This is a genomic window from Pseudomonas sp. GW822-FHT05A08 (assembly GCF_058800485.1).
Genome location: NZ_CM179511.1, coordinates 4763164 through 4781745, shown reverse-complemented (window position 1 = coordinate 4781745; position 18582 = coordinate 4763164). Strand labels below are relative to the sequence as shown.

Below are 18582 nucleotides of genomic sequence, written 5' to 3'. Positions count from 1 at the left end.
ACCGTTTTACCCGAATGCGACATGGATTGTTATGACCCACTCCCCCCGTTTTTTCTCGCCGTTGCTCATCCTGGCAATGGCGACGATGCCGGCTTTCGCCGATCCCGGTGCCCAGCGTGCCGAGCTGCTGCAGGTTTACCGCCAGGCCGTCGAGCATGACGCCCAGCTGTCCGCGGCGCGCCACGAGTACCAGGCCCAGCGCGAAAGCGTCCCCCAGGCCCGGGCCGGTTTGCTCCCTACACTCAATGCCGGCAGCACCGTGGAGTCGGTGCGCCTGGAGCGGGATGAGCCCGGCCTGACCCGCACGCGCAGCACCAGGGTATTCCAGGCCAATCTCAACCAGCCGCTGTTTCGTGCCGATCGCTGGTTTCAACTGGAAGCCGCCCATGCCAGCACCGCCCAGGCCGAGCTTGAATTGGGCGCGAAGGAGCAGGGGCTGGTGCTGACCACGGCCCAGGCCTATTTCGAAACCTTGCGCGCCCTGGACCTGCTCGCCGCCTCCAAGGCCGAGGAAGCGGCGCTCAAGCGCCAGCAGCAACAGGCCCAGGCCCGCCTGGAAAACGGTGCCTCGAGCATCACCGATGTGCTCGACGCCCAGGCCGCCCATGACAACGCCGGGGCCAATCGCAAACTCGCCGAGCGCAAGGTCGACGATGCCTTCGAGGCCTTGTCCCGCCTGACCCGCCAGGACTATTCGACGATCGAAGGCATTCAGCATCAACTGCCGGTGGAGCTGCCGGTGCCCAACGATGCCAACGAATGGGTCAGCCGCGCGGTGCGCCAGAACCTGGCGTTGCAGGCCAGCAGCTACGCGGTGCTGGCCGCCGAACAGACCCACCGCCAGCGCAAGGCCGGTTATGCGCCGACCGTCGATGCGGTGGCGTCCTGGCGCAAAGGTGAAAACGACAGCTTCGGCTACAGCAACCCCACCGATTTCGGACGGGATGGCTATCGGGGCAATGTCACGCAAAGCAGCATCGGCCTGGAGCTGAATATTCCGCTGTACTCCGGCGGCATGACCCGCTCGCAGGTGCGCGAGGCGACCGAGCGGCTGGCCCAGAGTGAAGACGAGCGCGAGGACCGTCGCCGTGAAGTGGTGCAGAACACGCGCAATTTCTACCGCGCGGTGAATTCCGATATCGAGCAGGTCATTGCCCGGCGGCAGACGATTCGTTCCGGCCAGGCCTCGGTCAAGGCCAATCAGGTAGGGCGGGACCTGGGCTCGCGTAACACCGCGGATGTGCTCAATGCCCAGCGTCAGCTGTACAGCGCGGTGCGTGAGTACAACAACGCGCGCTACGACTACATCATCGACACCCTCAAGCTCAAGCAGGCGGCGGGAACCCTGAGCCCGAAGGACCTGAGCGATCTGGCGATGTACCTGACGAAAGACTACGACGCCGATCGGGATTTCCTGCCACCGCAGGAGCGCAAGGCGCTCTGACGGGCAGCTCATACAGCTGAGTGAAATAAATCTCAATCAATGATGTCGTATTGATACTAATTGTTTCTTGTTTGATATAACATCTTGAAATATTAGGACTTTACGGCCGCAACGCGGCATGCATGGAAGCTTATGAGCGAACAAGGAAGGGGCGCCGAGTCGCCCACGCCAGACACTGGCCTGGTCTGTCTGGTGATGCTGGCCCGGTTTCATTCGGTGGCGGCGTCCGCCGAGCAACTGGCCCATGAATTCGCTCCAGAGAACCAGCCGTTCACCCAGCGCGAACTGCTGCTCGCCGCCCGCAAGCTGGGGCTCAGGGCCAAGTCGGTCAGCACTTCCATCGCGCGCCTGGAGCGCACGCCATTGCCGGCGATCGCGGCCGATGGCGACGGCACATTCTTCATCATCGCCAAGCTGGATCAGGGCCAGGCGCTGATCCAGGACCCGCGTGCGGACCGGCCTGAGGTGATCTCCTTCGAGGCCCTGGCCGCGCGCTGGACCGGCAAGCTGGTGCTGCTGCGTTCCGAAGCCGGGTTGCCGGAGGAAACCTCGCGGTTCGATTTCACCTGGTTCATTCCCGCCATCGTCAAATACCGCAAGTTGCTGGGCGAGGTGCTGCTGGTGTCCTTTGCCCTGCAGCTGTTTGCCCTGGTGACGCCGTTGTTTTTCCAGGTGGTGATGGACAAGGTGCTGGTGCACCACGGGCTGACCACCCTGGATGTCATCGCCGCCGGGTTGCTGGGCATCATGCTGTTCGAGTCGGCCTTGAGCGGCTTGCGCAGCTACGTGTTCGCCCATACCGCCAGCCGTATCGATGTGGAGCTGGGCTCGCGCTTGTTCCGTCATCTGATCAACCTGCCGCTGGCGTATTTCCAGGCGCGCCGGGTCGGCGATTCGGTGGCCAGGGTGCGTGAGCTGGAGAACATCCGCAGCTTCCTGACCGGCAACGCCATTACCTTGTTGCTGGACGTGCTGTTCTCGCTGGTGTTCGTCCTGGTGATGTTCTACTACAGCGGCTGGCTGACCCTGGTGGTGCTGTTGTCGCTGCCGCTGTATGTGCTGGTCTCGCTGTTTGTCACCCCGCTGCTGCGCGCCCGCTTGCAGGACAGTTTCACCCGCGGTGCGGAGAACCAGGCGTTCCTGGTGGAGACGGTGAACGGCATCGACACGGTGAAGTCCATGGCCGTCGAACCCCAGGCGATTCGCAAGTGGGACAACCAGATGGCCGCTTATGTCGCGGCCGGGTTCAAGACCCAGACCTTGTCCACCATCGCCAACGAGAGCGTGTCGCTGATCGGCAAGCTGGTCACGGTGGCGACCCTCTGGCTGGGCGCGCGGTTGGTGATCGACGGACAGCTTTCGGTGGGCGAACTGATCGCCTTCAACATGCTGGCCGGCCGGGTCAGCGGCCCGATCATGCGCCTGGCGCAGTTGTGGACCAGCTTCCAGCAGACCGGTGTTTCCGTGCAGCGCCTGGGCGATATCCTCAACACCCGTACCGAGCTTTCCCAGGCCACCCGCAGCGCCTTGCCGCCGCTCAGGGGGCAGATCGAATTCGACCAGGTGCATTTCCGTTATCGCGCCGACGGCTCGGAGATCCTGCGTGGGATCAACCTGCAGATCGCCGCCGGCGAGGTGATTGGCGTGGTGGGGCGTTCCGGCTCGGGCAAAAGCACGCTGACGCGCTTGCTCCAGCGCCTGTACGTGCCCGAGCGTGGGCGGGTGCTGGTGGACGGCATGGACCTGGCGCTGGCGGACGTGTCCTCGCTGCGCCGGCAGATCGGCGTGGTGTTGCAGGACAACATGCTGTTCAACCGCAGCATCCGCGAAAACATCGCCCTGAGCGATCCGGGCGCGCCGCTGGAAACGGTGATGCATGCCGCCAGCATGGCCGGGGCCCACGAATTCATCCTGGAGTTGCCCGAAGGCTACGACACCATGGTCGGGGAACATGGCACCTCGCTGTCCGGCGGCCAGCGGCAACGCATCGCCATCGCCCGGGCCTTGATCGGCAACCCACGGATCCTGATTTTCGACGAGGCCACCAGTGCGCTGGACTACGAGTCCGAACGGATCATCCAGCAGAACATGCAAAGCATCTGCGCCGGGCGCACGGTGATCATCATCGCTCACCGGTTGTCGGCGGTCCGCGATGCCAATCGCATCCTGGTGGTCGACCGCGGGCAGATCGTCGAGCAGGGCAACCATGCCGAACTGCTGGCGCACCAGGCCGGCCACTATTCGCGTCTGCACCGCATGCAGCAGGGCTGAACAGCGCCCGATTCACAGGTTATTTGTTCGGCCAACGCCCTCGCCGCAGGGGGCGGGGCTGGATGCCATCCGGATTCAAGGACCGATTGCCCATGAGCGCCACTCCTTCGTTATTGCAGCGCTACCGCGACGCCTGGCAGCACGCCTGGCGCCAGCGCAAAAGCATGGACAGCGTGCAGCGCCTGCCCCATGAGGCGCAGTTTTTGCCCGCCGCCCTGGAGTTGCAGGACACCCCCGTGCACCCGGCGCCGCGGATCTTTATCTGGAGCATCCTCGGCTTTGCCGTGCTGGCCTTGCTGTGGGCCTTTATCGGCAAGATCGAAGTGGTGGCGGTGGCGCCGGGCAAGATCGTGCCCAATGGCAAGACCAAGCTGATTCAGTCCAGCGAAACGGCGGTGGTCAGGGCGATCCACGTCAGTGACGGCCAGGTGGTGAAAGTCGGCGAGCTGCTGGTGGAACTCGACCCGACGGCGGCGGATGCCGACGTCAGGCGGATCCAGAGCGAGCTGCTGGCGGCCCGCGTCGACAGCGCCCGTGGCGCGGCCATGCTCGATGCAATCAACCAGCAACAGCCACCGGCCTCGCTGCTCGGCCCGCTTGCCAACGCCGGCGCCAACGCCAACCCGGAGCAGGTGCAGAGCGCCCAGCGCTGGTTGCAGGGGCAGTACCAGGAGTACCGCAGCAACCTGGAGCTGGTGGACGCGGAAATCCTCCAGCGCAGCGCCGAAATCCAGTCGGCCCAGGCCCAGGTGGCCAGCCTGCGGAAAACGGTGCCGATCGCCACGCAATTGGCCGAGGACTACCGGCGGTTGCTGGAGCAACAGTACGTGGCGCGCCACGAGTACCTGGAAAAGGAGCAGGCGCGCCTCGACCTGCTGCGCCAGCTGAGCGTGCAGCAGGCCAGTGTCTTGCAGTCCACCGCCGCCCAGGCCGAAGCGCGGCGCCGGCGCGAAGGCGTGGTCGCGCAGAACCGCCGGGCCATGCTCGACCTGCAACAGGAAGCCAATCAGAAAGCCGCGAGCCTGGTCCAGGAACTGGCCAAGGCCCGTTACCAGGAAACCCTGACCAGCCTCAAGGCCCCGGTGGACGGCACCGTGCAACAACTGGCGATCCACACCGTCGGCGGCGTGGTCACCCCGGCCCAGCCTCTGATGGTCATCGTGCCCGCCGACCAGCCGGTCGAAGTCGAAGCGATGCTGGAAAACAAGGACGTGGGCTTCGTCCGCGCCGGCCAGCCGGTCACGGTGAAAGTGGAAACCTTCACCTTCACCAAATACGGCACCGTCGACGGCGAAGTGCTGAATGTCTCGAACGACGCCATCGAAGATGAGAAGCGCGGACCGATCTACAGCAGCCGCATTCGCCTGAAGTCCGATCACCTGATGGTCAATGGCCAACGCGTGGCGCTGTCGCCGGGCATGTCGATCACCGCGGAAGTGAAGACCGACCAGCGCCGGGTGATCGACTACTTCCTGAGCCCCTTGCAACAGCATGTGGATGAGAGTCTGCGCGAGCGCTAGGACGGTTGAAGTGAAGTTCCCGGCGTATCGCCAGGCATCAATGATTTTTTCAGTGTGTGGGGAGTAACCGGTATGGCCAGATCCGTAAGTCGAAGTCTGTATTGGCTTGGTGCGGCAGCGGCAGTCGTGCTGCTTCTGTACTCCTTGCTGCCAACCACGCAAGACAGCCCCAATATGAAACTTCATTCAACGGGGGATGGCAGTGTTTTTACCGGGTGTGAGTTTTCATCCATCAAGCACGACGTGCCTGCCTTTCGATTCGCCATGAGTCCGCAGGCCTGTCGCCTGGTGCGTTATGACGGCAGCAGCGGCATCGAATTCACCCTCGAGTATCCAACGGCAGAGGTGGTCAGCGACGACGCCAAGGGCAGCCGTTACCCGATAGCCTTGTTTATCGAGCGTATCTCCATGGAAGGCTTCGACGCCGACAGGCACCTGCGCGGGAAGCATCCCGTGGCGCTGGCGGATGGGGTCGAGGGTTATGAGGTCGGTGGTTTCCAGGAGCGCAAGTTCACAGGGAAAGACGGTGTCTCGGTGTATGTCTCGGACTATGTGGCGACGGTCCGGGCGAACCGCCTGTATGGCAGCGGATTATGGGTTTTCTACCAATACCCAAAGGAACTTACGGATGTAAGGGCAGTGGACGATTTTGTTCTCGGTGCCCTCGGTAAGGTAATAGTGAAATAAGGAAATAGAGCGTGGCACTGGTAACCTTTAATGAAGCACAGTTACAAGAATTGCAGCGTCTCTCGGATAAGAAAGATTATCCGGGAGCCTATGGCTATATACGCGATGTGGTCGCGGGTGAAATTGCCAAAGGTAACAGGCCCGAGGACATGGCCGACCTGCAGGCGGTAGCGACGTGGTTGACGACGGCCAAAGCCATCAACTCGAATGATCGCAGCAACTTTCTGACCGATCTGGTTCGCGGGTCGATCCAGTACTCGGTAGCGAAAACCGGGCGCCCACTCAGTGATGACGCCTTCCAGGTTGTCTCCGACAAACTTGCCATCGATACCATCAGCAATGTGCTGAAAGGCGGCGGTGTGACCTCGGCCAACATCGTCACGGTTCTTGAAACCAAAGGCATGGTCAAGGAGCTGAAGCTGGAAGCCTGGCAATGGCCCGGTGCGATTGCCGATATGCTGCCGCCGCCTTTTGGCATGGGCCGTGACTTCATCGAGGTTTCGGGGGCGACCAAGACCGAGACTGCGCTCAATATCATGAGCTCCATGGTGTCCAACATGGCCGGCCTCGAGCGGGTGATCAACAGGGATTCGGTGCTCGATGCCAGCCCAACCTGGAAGCTCTGGCGCGAACTCAACAGCTTCATGGCGGATAACCGCTACCGGCTGTTCGAAGGTGGCACAGGGGCAACGCCGGAAAAGGACCTGATCAATATCACGATCAACCCATCCCCCCAACCCCAACAACACATCCAGGGAGAAAGCAAAGCCCAGCAGGACGTCGCCAACGGTTATATCCAGAACGCCGCGACGCACAATATCTTTGCCGTCGGTGGCATCCTCAACAAAACCGACTTCACCTCGACCCAGATGGCCAGCCTGGCCTCGGGCGGTATTCGTCCTGGTGAGATGCAGCTCGACCTCAACGCCCGGCCCAACACCTACCTGTCGAATTTCTACCAGACTCCGGACAGCACCAAGCCGGACTTCAGCCTGCGCAATGCCGTGACCCTGAACGGTCTGTCGGCCATGACCACCTTCAACACCTACGTCGATCCGCTGCTGCTGGACCTGACCGGCAACGGCGTGCACATGACCGACATCCGTGACGGCGTGCTGTTCGACACCGACCACAGCGGCACGCTCAAGCGCAGCGGCTGGGCCGATCGCAGCACCGGCATGCTGGTGATCGACGATGGCAGCGGCCAGATCAAGGACGTCAGCCAGATGTTCTCCGAGTACTACGGCGGCAAGGCCGGCGTGAATGGCGCGGCGGGCGAGGCGAAGTTCAAGGACGGTTTTGCCGCCCTGGCCAGCGAGGATGGCAACAAGGACGGCGTGATCGATCAGCGTGATCCGATCTGGAGCAAGCTGCGGGTCTGGGTCGACGGCACCCATGACGCGAAAGTCGATGCCGGCGAACTCAAGACCCTGGCCGAGCTGGGCATCACCCAGATCAACGTGCGGGCCGCGGCGTCCACTCAAACCGAAGTGCGGGACGGCAACCGGGTGCTCGCCACCGGTTCCTTCACCATCAACGGCAAGAGCCAGGAAGCGCTGGCGGTGGATTTCCTCGGTGACCCGGTCAGCAACACCTTGAGCGCCCAGGGCGCGGGCACCAAGGTGACCTCGACCAGCAACGGCATCACCACCACCGCCTATGCCAGCCAGAGCACCACGGGCGAAACCCTGGACGCCGCGCAGCTGGGCGTGGGCAACCTGTACGGCGGCAGCGGCAACGACACGCTGATCGCCGCGCCGGCCGGTGGCTGGCTGGTGGGTGGCGGCGGCAGCAACACCTATGTCGGCGGCAAGGGCGACGATGTGTTTGTGGTCAGCGCCTCGGATGACATGAAGAACCTCCACGGCAACGGCGGCCACGATACGGCGATCGTCGTCGGCGACAAAGGCGTGGTGTTGAACATGGCCCAGGCCGGCCTGACCATCGCCCAGGGTGGCAGCGGCGACGACACCCTGATCAGCGGCGGCAACGGCAGCGCCTTCATCAAGGGCGGCTCCGGCAACTCGACCCTGGTGGGCGGTGGCGGCAGCGACGTGCTGGTTGGCGGCAGCGGCCACAACACCATCATCGGCGGCAGCGGCAAGGCGGTGATCTACGCCGGGCCCCAGGGCGACGTGATCTACGCCGCCGAAGGCGGCAGCATCATTCACGCCGGTGGCGGCGCCGACCGGATTTTCGGCGGCGCGGGCAATGACGTGATCGAAGTCGGCCACGGCAACGCAACCATCGACGGCGACGGCGGGATCAACCTGGTGACGCTGCATGGCAACCATGGCGACTACCGCATCACCCGCACCGCCAGCGGCTATGAAGTGGCCGACAAGGTCGCCGGGCGCGACGGTACGGTGACCCTGAAAAACATCCAGAAGCTGAATTTCTCGGATATCTCGGCGGTCGATCTGCAGACCCCCAACGCCATGCCGGTGGCCGACGTGCTGAGCCTCGATAAGGACGGCAAGGCCTTCAACCGGACCCAGCCTCACCTGATTGCCGCACAGAGCCTGCTGGCCAACGATCAACACCTCAACAGCCAGGGCGCGCTGCGCATCGCCAACGTCGGCGACGCGGTTGGCGGCTCTGTCAGCCTCACGGCCCAGGGCGACGTGCTCTTCACTCCGGATGCCCGCTACACCGGCCTGCTCAGCTTCAAGTACGGCGTGGTCGATGCCGCCGGCAACCTGTCGGCTTCGGTGGTGGACCTGAGCAGCGGGCAGACCGCGCCGATGCGCGCCGGGGTGACCTTGCTGACGCCGGAAGTGCCGCTGGACCCGTTGGCGGCCCAGGAGTGGTACCTCAGCGATACCAATGTGCTGCCGGTCTGGCAGGACTACACCGGCAAGGGCGTGCGCATCGGCCAGTTCGAGCCGGGCGGCCAGTTCGCCACCGCGCCCGAGATCTTCGACATCGCCCACCCGGACCTGGCCGCCAACGTTGACCAGGCCTGGCTGCAGACCCAGCAGAGCAACGGCAGCTTGCCGGGCCTGGTGTCCAACCACGCCACCATGGTGGCGGGGGTGATGGTCGCGGCCAAGAATGGCACGGGCGGGGTAGGGGTGGCCTACGGCGCGACGCTGGGCGGCTATTACCTGGCCAACAGCGGCGCCGACCTCGCCGGGCTGGGACACATGGTCAGCTTCGACATAGCCAACAACAGCTGGGGCTTCACCAACGATTTCGCCCTCAGCAGCTTTCAGGACGGTTTCGTCAACACCGCCACGGCGCTGAGCATGAATGCCCAGTACGCCGCGAGTAACGGTCGCGGTGGCCTGGGCACGATCATTGTCGCGGCCGGCGGCAACAGCCGTGCAACCGGCGGCAATGCCCAGGGCTCCTTGACCAACAACAACCGCTTCTCGGTGGAAGTCGGCGCGATCAATGCCCAGGGCGACTTGTCGACCCTGCAGATCGGCTCCTCGCCGTTCTCCAACCCGGGCGCCAGCCTGCTGGTGTCGGCGCCGGGCAGCAACGTGGTGTCCACCAGCCATATGCTGGAAACCGACCGTGGCTCGACCTTCGGCAACGACTACACCAGCATGCAGGGCACCAGCTTTGCCGCGCCGATCGTCTCCGGCATCGTCGCGCTGATGCTCGAGGCCAACCCGAACCTGGGCTACCGCGACGTGCAGCAGATCCTCGCGTTGTCGGCGCGCAAGATCAACGATCCGTCCAGCCAGTGGAGCGACAACGCCGCCCACAATTGGAACGGCGGCGGCATGCATACCAGTAACGACTACGGCTTCGGCGAAGTCGATGCGCGGGCCGCGGTGCGCTTGGCCGAAGCCTGGATGACCCAGAGCACCGGCGCCAACGAGTATGTCTACAGCGCCTCCAGCGGCGCCCTGGGCAAGAACCTGGTGGCGGGGGGCACGCTGAGCACGTCCATCGCCATGAATGCCGGCCTGAATGTCGAGCACGTCGAGATCGACTTTGACGCCCAGGTGGGCCGCCTTGGCGACCTGACGCTCAAGCTGATCTCGCCCGACGGTACCCAGAGCATCCTGCTCAACCGCCAGGGCAAGGTGCCGGACGGCATGCCGGGGGCGAGCGCCACGGACCTTGGCAGCACGCAGTCGGGATCGTTCAAATACACCTTCATGACGACCCATGACTTCGGCGAGCGCTCGGCGGGCAACTGGACCTTGCAGGTGAGCGATTCGGCTTCCGGCCTGCCGGTCACGCTCAATGCCTGGTCGCTGCGTTTGTACGGCAGCAAGAGCACCCCGGACGACACCTACTTCTACACCGACGAATACCTCAAGTCGGTGGTCGGGCATGCCAACCGTGGCGTCCTGGACGACGCGGTCAACGGTGTCGCGGGCGGGCGCAATACCCTCAACGCGGCGGCCGTTTCGGGGGATAGCTCGATCAACCTGCTGACCGGTGTCGCCAGCCTCGGCGGCGCGGCGTTGACGGTGAAAAATCCGGCGAGCATTCAGAACATCGTCACCGGCGACGGCAACGATGTGCTGGTGGCTGGCAATGCCGATGCCTTGCTCGACGGTGGGCGTGGCAACAACAGCCTGACGGGGGGCGCGGGCAAGGACTTCTTCGTGGTCCATCGCCGCGATGGCGGCAGCGATGTCATCAGCCACTTCGAGGCTGCCCGTGGCGAGATCATCGACCTGGTGGGGTTTGCCGGGAAGAAGTTCACCGACCTGGTGCTCAGCCAGCAAGGTGCGGACGTCAAGATCGACCTGGCCAAGGGCCAGAGCATTGTCCTGAAGAACCAGTCGCTGGCCGGGATCGGCGCGGCGAACTTCAAGTTCCAGGACACCTTTGTCGCCCCGACGGCCTACGTCAACAGCGACGCCTCGGCGGTCCAGCCGCAGGAAGGCCTGGGCACCGTGCTGCTCAACGGCGGCGGCAAGGGCGTGATGTACAGCAGCGACGCCCAGGGCAAGATGGTCGCTTCGTTGAGCGGTACGATCTACAGCCATGACAGCGCGACTTCGGATGTGTTCGTGGTGGCGGCCCAGTCGGGCGTCAAGGACTACAACAACGCCCTGCGCGGCTTCCGTCATGGCATCGACAAGATCGACCTGCGCCAGACCGGAGTGACCGATTTCAGCCAGCTGACCATCGAGCACAAGAATCGCGCGACCCTCAACGGCCTGACGCAGATTCACGGGGTGTATGTGACGCGTACCGGCGCCCAGGGCGCCGACTCGAACGTCAACCTGCTGTACCTGGATGCGCTGGATGTGGCGCAGGTCAGCGCCTCGGACTTCATCTTCGCCGAGCATGCACCGCAGGTGGTGGCGCCAGTCGGCCCGGTGGTGGCTCCGGTGGAACAGCCGACGGTGACTGTACCGGGTACGCTGACGCCAATTGTCGAGCGTCCTGGTGTCGACAAGCCTGTCGTGGTGCCGCCGCTGCCGCCTGTCGATCTGCATCCGACCGTCAGCGTTCCAGTGGTCGATCCGGTGCTGCAACCTTCGGTGACCATCCCGGACATCACCCTGCCGGAACACAAGACGATCGAGCAGATCCTCGCCGAACGCGGTGTCGACCTGAATCCGAAAGTGCCGGAACACAAGACCATCGACCAGATCCTGGCCGAGCGTGGCGGCAATCAGGGGCCGACGGTTCCCGAGCGCAAGACGATCGAGCAGATTCTCGCCGAGCGCGGCATCGGTTCGCTGCAGCCGTCGAAGCTGCCGGATATCGGCCCGGTCGGGCGCGATCAAGGGGGACGCACGCCGGTGGATGTGCCGAGCCCGCGGCCGATTGTGATTCCCGATATCCCGGTGGTCGATACCAGCCATCGCGACCTGGATATTGTGAGTCGCCCGCGGGTTACTGTGCCCGATTTCCCGACGGCGTCGGACCCGCGGTTCAAGTTCGATGATCCGGTGCCATCGGTGACTGACACCGAGGATTTCTCGTTCGCGTCGATCCGCGACAGAATCCGTTCGCGTCCAACGCCCACCACCGTGGACCCGGTGACCAGCTCGTCGCGCGACCCGCTCACGTTGAGCCCGTTGCCGAGCGTCGATCCCGCGCCCGTGGCCAGCGATCCCAACACCATGACGGTCAAGGGCTTCTTCGCCAACGTCACCTTGGGCGACGAAAGCAAGACCATCAACGTCGAGGCGTCGAGCGCCAAGCTGGTGGCCGGCAACGGTGACAACAAGGTTAACGTGACGGGCAGCCGCGCCGAGATCACCCTGGGCAACGGCAACAACGTGATCGCCGGCGACATCAACAAGCTCACGGTCGGCCATGGCAACAACAGCATCACCGACAGCGGCTCCTTCGCCACGGTGAAGCTGGGCGATGGCAACAACAAGGTGCTGGTCAGCGGCAGCATGCCCACCGTGGAAGTCGGGCACGGGGTCAACGACCTCGAGTTCAGCGGCAGCATGGGCCAGCTGGTGTTCGGCCAGGACATCAGCCCCGAACGCCTGTGGTTCCAGCATGAAGGGCAGGACCTGCAGATCTCGGTGATCGGCAGCCAGCAGGAGGTCACGCTGCACAACTGGTACGCCGCGACCCCCGAGCGTCCACGGGACATCATGACCGGCGACCGTCACCGCTTGCTGGGCAACGATGTGGAAAACCTGGTCCAGGCCATGGCGGCGTTCGCGCCGGCAGCACCGGCGACCATGACCTTCGGCGCGGCCGAGCAACAGGCCTTGCAACCTGTGCTGGCGGCCAACTGGACGTGACCGCGCAAGCTTGACCGGTAACAGGGCCCGCGATGCTTGTCGCGGGCTTTTGCCGCTCTCGTTCGGGAGCGGTTCTTTTCTCATTCCCCTGTCTCGATAAAACCGGTGTTGAAGTCCTGCAACGGGGCTGCCGCCAGGTCGCCGACATTTCCCATATCGACCCACTCAATGGCCGCATCGTCAGCACCTCTCGCGACCGGACAGGCCCCGGCTGGAATGGAGTCCAGACTACAGGTCATTCAGACCTATCAACGTTAATCTAAGAGTTTTCCAGGTTTCCAGGGCGGGGGCGATTCGCCAGCTTGGGAGACTTCGCGCTGGGCATGCCAGTGACGAAGTCTTCTTGGGGGAAACAGGAAACGACCTGGATGAGTGGGGATGTCCCGGATTGAGGATTACACCGAGAATGAGTTCCTGCAGCTCATCAACGAGTTCTTCAGTGAGACCAACAATCTCGAGGGGGCCAAGCTCGAAAAATACCTGAGCAGGCTAGCCGCTCATTTCGAAGCAATCACAAGGCACCCCGCCGGTTACGGACTCATTTATTACCCGGACCAGAACGGCATAGAGGATAGTCCTGAGGCTGTTCTGAATGAGGTAAAAGCCTGGCGCGCGGCTAATGGGTTGCCTGGGTTCAAACGGTGATGTCTCGATCCAGGGATCTTAACGAAGCCGATAAGAGACAGGTCCAAAGGACTTGCCTCTACCTATCCGGAATCTGGTGCTCAGGGGATGAGTTTCCCGAGTAGTGAGCCAATCAACGCACCAATAGCGCCGGCAAGTGCGGTCCACCAACGTTTGTCCTTCTGATGTTCAAGTGCTCGTGAGTGGAGATTCACCGCGGTATCCACAAGCGCCTTGATATCTGAGGAGGGTAAAGGTAGTCGGGAGACTCGAGTACTTTTTTTCGAAGCGTCGAGCTTTTGATAATCCTCCAGGCTCAGCACTCGCTCAGCATCTACATCGTATCGGCGGGGAAACTGCCGGCGCCACACCAAGGAAGCCTTTTCCCTGGCGCCGTCCAGGCGAAAGAATTCAGGGTGTTCAATGAAAATGGTTTTCCATTTTTCGGAGTCGTTTTTATCTGCTGATATTCGATCAGCCCATTCTTCGAACGACAACTTATAGAACTTGTACACCGACATCACTTGAATCGCGGCGATCACATCGCCCAGTCGGGATGAGTCCTTCAGATATGGTGACGTTGCCATGATGCCTCCGAGGTGATGGACATGAGCTGCGTTACTAACGATAGCTGTCACTTTGATATTATCTAGCAGCCCTCGTAACTGCGATGACTATGGAGTTGTGTTCGGGCAGTTGTATCGGGAGTGTAAATCCGTGGCGCACATTGATCCGCTTAACAGGCCTGACTGACCAACTCTGGTTGGACGATATGAACGTGCACAGCCGATAAATGAAGTGCCGAACTCTCTTGGGCCTGGCCGGCCGAACGGTATGTTGTTGCGGAATATTTTCGCCTACTGCCCATCCTGAGTGATGGTTGTCAGAGAGCTGTGGGAGTAGCTGATTTGGGTCGAAATCTGAGGCTGTTTCAGATTTGCCTGGGGAGCGCTCGATCCCCTTTGTTGTGCTCGCTACCTTAGTTCGCGTGGTGCTAACGGGTAGGTAAGCCCTAGATACACCTGAGTACCGAAGAAGCCCTGAGCAACGCTTGCGAAATCCTCGAGTCCGCAGCAAGCGCCACTTATCAATCTATCGACGATATGCTTGTGACGAGCCGCAAGGTGGTACTGGCAGGCGTGCGCTTGATCGAGATGACGCAGGTGCTAGTGGAGGCGGTGTTGGCGAGGGAAGAGGGGAGTGGGCGTAGGTAGTTATTAAAGAGCCTCGCGGATGCGGGGCTCTTTTTTATAGAGAGTTGAGTGTGCTAGCAGAAAATTTCTGTAAGTTGCTGTTTGTCGGTTGTTGGCCTAGAGGGGACTGTCAGAAGTTTTGTGTTCGGGCAATAACTTATGAAAAAGGTGCATGTATGCCAATGAAAAAGAAACCGGCTCGGCCCGGCCATCGCCCAGAACACCGCTGATACGATGGGCTGCCTGGCCTGAGCTGCCAGCGCCTGCTACTTATCGCGCTTCGCTGGAGCCGCTAGGGGCAGATGTCTCATTGATACGAGTGGGAGGGAGGCGAGCGCATAAGTAATGTAGACCTCCTCGTGCATGTCGTTTTTTTAGCGATAGACCTTAGGGGAGGGTTGGTTTAGAGGCCGGTTTTGCGTTGTTACGGTTGAAGAGAACAGGTTCGACGGACGAAATGTGCATATTAACTCTGGTAGGAGGTGGTGAGGTGCTTGAGGGATGTGAACGGTATTTTTAGATATTTTGTTTTTAAGATGGTGGTGTTTTTGCATTTGATTGATATGGGGTAATTGAATAGTAGGTGGCTTGTTTTTTATGGTAATGATTGGCTGTTGTGATGGGGGATTTCATGGGGAGGCGGACCCCATGGGGTCCGCTGGTGTTTTGTGATGTTGATATTTGTATTTTTATGTGGGTAAGTTTAGTTATTTTATTCTTAGCACGTCTCTGTAGCTTGGGTGTACTTCCCAAGACATTCCATCATCAAGATTGACGTTGGAGGTAAGTAGGTTTGGTCGTTCCTCGTGGCGTATGAAGCCCAAACCTGTAACGTTAGTTTCATCTCGGGCTGCAATAAAGCCACATCTGAAAAGGAAGTGTGCTACAGATAGAGCTCCTTTTTCAGCGCTTATTCCATCAATTGCAGGGATGCCGATCCGTTTGATTACTTTATCTGTTATGTGATTGGTTAACTGATTGGTGGTGAAGCGATAGACTCCGCCACTGAAAGACTCAATAATTTCCTGCAACATCGGGCATTGATGGCGATGCTCTTTGTATAGGTCGCTAACACGGAATTTTCCGTATGTTCTTAGAACTTCTTTGATGTGTCCCATAGAAATGTGGGAGTAGGCTTTGTCATATGCGTCACGACCGGCGAGTTTGCATAATTGAGCTGCCCATCTAGGTCGTCCGGCTGACAAAATATGAATTGGTCTGAAGGAATCTAATGGCCGGCCAGACCAATGAAATGGCTCCTTGAATATGATCTTTCGAATCTTCGCTCCATCAGTTTCAGGGCGTAAGGATGTGAATTTTGGGTCGTCACTATAATAACGAGAGAAATAGCTGCTAATTTTATTTTCTAAAATTCGCCCTGTTTCTGTTGTACTCCAGGCCAAGTCAAGCATGTACTGTTCACATTTGTCTAGTGCTTCATCATGTTGGGCCAGTACGGACCATACATCACTTCTGACAGACGCACGAATGCAAAGACCTTTCACAGAGCTTATTAGGTTTCGGCATGCGCTGAAGAATGTGCTTGCCTTAAGACGTTCATGTTCAGTGTTGACAAAAGTAGCGTCTACATCATCAACAAATAGCCATACGGTTACATCTTTGTTTTCAAGTACTCGTTGAAGTACGGCGTGAGAGTCAGTTGCTTTAAGTCTTGTACGTTCGATTTCAGCCCCCAAGCCTTTTATTTTAAGCCTGTAAAATAAAGCACTTACAATGTTTCTGTTTCTAAAGCCTGCGATCTCTGCTGACTCAATTAATAGCATTGAATCATCGGTAAATCCAAATTGTAATGCTGCTCCCAATTCTAAGTTTATTTGTGAGCAGATTCGTTGTTGCCAGCCATAGAGTAATTCATCGGGTGAGCTTGACTTTACATCTTGCATGGCTATTAGGTCTGCAGCTTTGACATATATTAATATGTCTCCTGTCTTCTTTTCTTGTTGTAGATACATTGTCTGTTTTAGTAAGGCTGACTTTCCCACACCTTTCCTTGATCTGACGAATGAAAGCCGAGTGTTGGTTGAATAAAATCGCTCAAACTCTGGCTTGCCTAAAAAGTAACTATTTAATACTTCGAGGTCTTCGTCGTCGCCAGCTTCGTTTCCAAATAGTTCTGGATTAATTAGATCGCTGCGCTTTGAATTTGAAATATTCTTACTGTTTTGAGTAGGGGGTGAAGCGCTCATTTTTACGTCCTTGATATTGGTTTTTGTAAGGTTTATGGTTGAGCTAGAGTTGTTTGTTATAATTAATTATTATTATGATAAGCTTCTCGGCGAACTATTTTGGCAGAGCGTTGGAAGAGCAAAAATGCATGTCTTTAATGGTCTATTGGTTGATGACGCTAGCAAATAGCCATCCTGGTGTCCAACCCCTTGAGTTTTCTGTTGAGGAAATTCGAATCATGACTCATGGGGGAGAGAAGAATCAGCTGATCAAGCATTCATCTCATTGCAAGCTTGAACCAATTGCCGCCTTTAATAAGAAGCATTACTATTCACGCCTCCCCACCCTCAGCACGCCGCAATGACCCCCAAGCCTCCCCGCCGCCCAGGCTTTTTCGAGCACTACGAAGAGTTGATCGGCACCTGGACGCGTCGGCTGAAGAACCGTTCGCAGGCGGAAGACCTGGCTCATGACACCTTTGTCCGGGTGCTGGAGGCGGATGCGGCGGCGGTGCAGCAGCCGCGGGCGTATCTGCACCAGACGGCGCGTAATATCGCGGTGGATGCTTATCGCCGCGAGGATCGGCGCGGCGCCATGGAGGCGGTGTATCCAGTTGCGTCGCCCAGCGGCGACCCGGAGCATTTCATGCATGCGATCCAGCTGGCTGATTCCATCGAACGGGCCCTTGGCGAGTTGCCGTTGAACTGCCGCAAGGTGTTTGTCTGGCAGAAGCTCGAAGGCCTGACCCAGGCCGAGATTGCCGAGCGCCTGGGGCTGTCAAAAAACATGGTGGAAAAGTATATGATCCGCACCCTGCGGCATCTGCGCGAGCGCGTGGACGGGCCGCGCTGATGAATGCCATGACTGTTTCACCCCCAGCCCAACAGGATGTTCCATGACGCAGACTCGTGAGTGCGCGTGCGGGCAGGCGACGGTTCGCGATGAGGCGGCGCTGTGGTTTGTGCGCCTGCAAGAACCGGCGATCGATGCCGAGGAGCGGCAGCGTTTCGACGCCTGGCTGGCGCAGCACGAGGCGCATCGGGATGAATTCCAGCTGCTGCACACCCTGTGGGCGGCCACGGATCGGGTGCCCAAGGCGCGTTTGCAGGCGCTATGCGCAACCCCGAGCCCGAGCATCAGGCGTCGCTCGTTGTTGCGTTATGCGGTGGCGGCCAGTGTGCTGGCGGTGGCCGTGGGCCTGGGGTTGTTCAGCGGCCTGAACCAGCCTGCCGGGTACAGCGCCGAGTTCGCCACGGCCCCGGGCGAGCGCCGCCATGTGGCCTTGCCCGATGGTTCCCAGGTGGACCTGAACAGCCGCAGTCGCTTGCGGGTGCGTTATGAACAAGGCCTGCGCAGCGTCGAGTTGAGCGAAGGCGAGGCAATGTTCAGTGTCGAGCACGACAGCAGCCGGCCCTTTGTGGTGGCGGCCGGGCCCGGCAAGGTCACGGTCACCGGCACGCGCTTCGATGTGCGCCGCGATGCTGCCCAGACCCGGGTGGCGGTGGAGCAGGGCACCGTGCGGGTGCAGGGGCGCGATGCCGCCGACAGCGACTTCGTCAACCTGACCGCGGGCCTGGGCACCGCAGTCGATGCCCGGGGCCAAGTGGCCGCGGCCTACGCGGTGGATCCCCAGGCGCTGACCGCCTGGCGCAGTGGCAAGCTGGTGTTCAACAACGCCAGCCTCAACGAGGTGGCCGCCGAGGTGTCGCGTTATCGCGCCCAGCCGCTGCGGGTCGGCAGCGAGGCGGTGGGCAGGTTGCGCCTGACCAGTGTGTTCAAGGCCGACGACACCGACGCGCTGCTCAAGGCCTTGCCGAGCATCCTGCCGGTGGCGGTGAAGACCCACGCCGACGGTAGCCAGGAAATAATTGCGCGATAGATTCAGGTTTTTTTCGAGTTCTTCGTCTTCTTGTCCAACTGCAACTGGTTTGCATTAACAGACGCATCTTCTTGCGATCAACAGGACT

12 protein-coding genes are annotated in these 18582 nt (G+C 60.3%); 10 read left to right on the top strand and 2 right to left on the bottom strand.

Features of this window, described 5'->3' with window-relative positions:
- Positions 1–31 precede the first annotated feature (31 nt).
- The 6 genes from AC3RCP_RS21400 to AC3RCP_RS21375 all read left to right on the top strand — a co-directional run bounded on the left by AC3RCP_RS21400 (position 32) and on the right by AC3RCP_RS21375 (position 13256).
- The gene (locus AC3RCP_RS21400; RefSeq protein ID WP_492570913.1) at positions 32–1444 is read left to right on the top strand and encodes a TolC family outer membrane protein; all 1413 of its coding nucleotides are present in this window, start codon (positions 32–34) and stop codon (positions 1442–1444) included.
- 132 nt (positions 1445–1576) lie between these two features.
- Positions 1577–3715, top strand: a complete 2139-nt coding sequence (locus tag AC3RCP_RS21395; protein ID WP_492570914.1) for a type I secretion system permease/ATPase — start codon at positions 1577–1579, stop codon at positions 3713–3715.
- Between the two features lie 92 nt (positions 3716–3807).
- Positions 3808–5235: an HlyD family type I secretion periplasmic adaptor subunit gene (locus AC3RCP_RS21390; protein ID WP_492570915.1), complete on the top strand. Its 1428-nt coding sequence runs from the start codon at positions 3808–3810 to the stop codon at positions 5233–5235.
- Between the two features lie 72 nt (positions 5236–5307).
- Positions 5308–5922 (top strand): hypothetical protein, encoded by a 615-nt coding sequence (locus AC3RCP_RS21385; RefSeq protein ID WP_492570916.1) that lies wholly within the window; start codon positions 5308–5310, stop codon positions 5920–5922.
- Positions 5923–6071: 149 nt separating this feature from the next.
- Positions 6072–12611 (top strand): SPM autocatalytic domain-containing protein, encoded by a 6540-nt coding sequence (locus AC3RCP_RS21380; protein ID WP_492570917.1) that lies wholly within the window; start codon positions 6072–6074, stop codon positions 12609–12611.
- 378 nt (positions 12612–12989) lie between these two features.
- Positions 12990–13256, top strand: coding sequence for a bacteriocin immunity protein (locus AC3RCP_RS21375; protein WP_274300163.1), 267 nt, complete (start codon positions 12990–12992; stop codon positions 13254–13256).
- An 80-nt stretch (positions 13257–13336) separates the two neighbouring features.
- Here the strand turns inward: AC3RCP_RS21375 and AC3RCP_RS21370 are convergent, their stop codons facing one another.
- Positions 13337–13822, bottom strand: a complete 486-nt coding sequence (locus tag AC3RCP_RS21370) for a hypothetical protein (RefSeq protein ID WP_274300164.1) — start codon at positions 13820–13822, stop codon at positions 13337–13339.
- 429 nt (positions 13823–14251) lie between these two features.
- On the opposite strand from AC3RCP_RS21370, the gene AC3RCP_RS21365 reads away from it, so the two are divergent.
- Complete coding sequence (locus AC3RCP_RS21365) at positions 14252–14449, top strand: DUF6124 family protein (protein ID WP_492573216.1); 198 nt, start codon at positions 14252–14254, stop codon at positions 14447–14449.
- Between the two features lie 686 nt (positions 14450–15135).
- Here AC3RCP_RS21365 and AC3RCP_RS21360 read toward each other — a convergent pair.
- Complete coding sequence (locus tag AC3RCP_RS21360) at positions 15136–16635, bottom strand: P-loop ATPase, Sll1717 family (RefSeq protein ID WP_492570918.1); 1500 nt, start codon at positions 16633–16635, stop codon at positions 15136–15138.
- A 128-nt stretch (positions 16636–16763) separates the two neighbouring features.
- Here AC3RCP_RS21360 and AC3RCP_RS21355 point away from each other — a divergent pair, with 128 nt between their 5' ends.
- Genes AC3RCP_RS21355 through AC3RCP_RS21345 form a run of 3 tightly spaced genes read left to right on the top strand, consistent with a single transcriptional unit; the run spans position 16764 to position 18494 of the window.
- Positions 16764–16979 (top strand): hypothetical protein, encoded by a 216-nt coding sequence (locus AC3RCP_RS21355; protein WP_492570919.1) that lies wholly within the window; start codon positions 16764–16766, stop codon positions 16977–16979.
- Complete coding sequence (locus AC3RCP_RS21350; RefSeq protein WP_457241928.1) at positions 16976–17467, top strand: sigma-70 family RNA polymerase sigma factor; 492 nt, start codon at positions 16976–16978, stop codon at positions 17465–17467. The genes AC3RCP_RS21355 and AC3RCP_RS21350 overlap by 4 nt, the downstream gene beginning before the upstream one ends.
- Positions 17468–17510: 43 nt before the next feature.
- Positions 17511–18494 carry a FecR family protein gene (locus AC3RCP_RS21345; RefSeq protein ID WP_492570920.1) on the top strand — a complete coding sequence of 328 codons (984 nt, stop codon included), beginning with the start codon at positions 17511–17513 and terminating at the stop codon, positions 18492–18494.
- Positions 18495–18582: the final 88 nt, after the last annotated feature.

Coding starts and splice junctions, on each gene's coding strand:
- AC3RCP_RS21370 (WP_274300164.1), bottom strand. CDS start 13,822: ATGGCAACGTCACCATATCTGAAGGACTCATCCCGACTGGGCGATGTG.
- AC3RCP_RS21375 (WP_274300163.1), top strand. CDS start 12,990: ATGTCCCGGATTGAGGATTACACCGAGAATGAGTTCCTGCAGCTCATC.
- AC3RCP_RS21345 (WP_492570920.1), top strand. CDS start 17,511: ATGACGCAGACTCGTGAGTGCGCGTGCGGGCAGGCGACGGTTCGCGAT.
- AC3RCP_RS21360 (WP_492570918.1), bottom strand. CDS start 16,635: ATGAGCGCTTCACCCCCTACTCAAAACAGTAAGAATATTTCAAATTCA.
- AC3RCP_RS21380 (WP_492570917.1), top strand. CDS start 6,072: ATGGCCGACCTGCAGGCGGTAGCGACGTGGTTGACGACGGCCAAAGCC.
- AC3RCP_RS21385 (WP_492570916.1), top strand. CDS start 5,308: ATGGCCAGATCCGTAAGTCGAAGTCTGTATTGGCTTGGTGCGGCAGCG.
- AC3RCP_RS21350 (WP_457241928.1), top strand. CDS start 16,976: ATGACCCCCAAGCCTCCCCGCCGCCCAGGCTTTTTCGAGCACTACGAA.
- AC3RCP_RS21400 (WP_492570913.1), top strand. CDS start 32: ATGACCCACTCCCCCCGTTTTTTCTCGCCGTTGCTCATCCTGGCAATG.
- AC3RCP_RS21390 (WP_492570915.1), top strand. CDS start 3,808: ATGAGCGCCACTCCTTCGTTATTGCAGCGCTACCGCGACGCCTGGCAG.
- AC3RCP_RS21395 (WP_492570914.1), top strand. CDS start 1,577: ATGAGCGAACAAGGAAGGGGCGCCGAGTCGCCCACGCCAGACACTGGC.
- AC3RCP_RS21355 (WP_492570919.1), top strand. CDS start 16,764: ATGTCTTTAATGGTCTATTGGTTGATGACGCTAGCAAATAGCCATCCT.